2 protein-coding genes are annotated in these 1,025 nt (G+C 38.1%); both read right to left on the bottom strand.

What is annotated here, in order from left to right; genetic code table 11:
- Window positions 1-842, bottom strand: an 842-nt coding sequence (locus CJ305_RS19235) for a dihydrolipoyl dehydrogenase family protein (RefSeq protein WP_143469430.1), incomplete at its 3' end; no start/stop codon positions are given.
- Window position 843: 1 nt separating this feature from the next.
- A partial coding sequence (locus CJ305_RS19230) for a heavy-metal-associated domain-containing protein (protein ID WP_143469429.1) occupies window positions 844-1,025 on the bottom strand: 182 nt, incomplete at its 5' end.

Below are 1,025 nucleotides of genomic sequence, written 5' to 3'. Positions count from 1 at the left end.
TTTTTAGTATAAGCTATATTGGCTTTGTCCAAATCCAAATCAAATATTGCAGGTGGTCGTCCGGCAGAATTAAAAACAGCTTCAGCTTCAAAATATTCTGTTTTCTCTGCGCATTTACCCTCTACGCGATACTGGCCATCCACTTTCTCAATAGCGGTAACATCCGTATTAAGAATAAGTTTTATGCCTAAATCTTTTGTGGCAGAAACAAGATGTTTTACAATATCCTGTTCAAAATTTTCCAAGGGACTTTCCCCACTATGAACAATAGTGACTTCTGCACCACATCGAGCTGCAATATGTGCAAACTCAAAGGCGATATAGCCGCCACCGATGAATAATAACAATTTTGGCAATTCTTCTAAATTCAAGAAATCGGTACTGGATTTGGCAAAATGGCCACCTTCGAATTCTAAAATCCTTGGCTTTGAACCCGATGCGATTACAATTTTTTTAGCTTGTACTTTATCGTTCCCAACCTCTAATGTGTTATCTGATAGAAATTTTGCTGAACTATGAAAAGTGTCTATGCCATTCTTTTCATATCCTTTTTCAATTTTTGGTGGCATTTCATCCACAAAGGTTTGTTTAAAGGCCATTATGTCTTTCCAATTAACTTTAGGTATGGTATCAATGCCATTTCCGTTAAGTCTTTTGGCAAAGTCTCGTACTTCCGTAGCGCCAATAATCACTTTTTTTGGGTCGCAACCTCTCAAAGCACAAGTGCCACCATACGGTAATTCATCCGTTATTCCGACTGTCAAGCCTTTTGAGGCACATTTATTGGCGATGGTCATTCCTGCCATTCCCGAACCAATGATGAATACATCGTATTCTTTCATACTAATTGATTTGTTTTTTGTCGGTTACTTTATAGCCTGTTGAGTTAATTGCTTTCTCGATTTCCGTTTCATTCGTTTTGGTTTGGTCAAATTCAATGATGGCATTCCCGTTTTCGTAGGATGCTTTTGAGTTTACAATTCCGTTGAGTTTATTTACTTCGTGGTTGACGTGCTCTTCGCAAC

Origin of the sequence: Leeuwenhoekiella nanhaiensis, assembly GCF_002744755.1 — a bacterium.
GTDB classification, from domain to species: Bacteria; Bacteroidota; Bacteroidia; order Flavobacteriales; family Flavobacteriaceae; genus Leeuwenhoekiella; species Leeuwenhoekiella nanhaiensis.
This window is presented reverse-complemented; position numbering and strand designations above follow the sequence as displayed.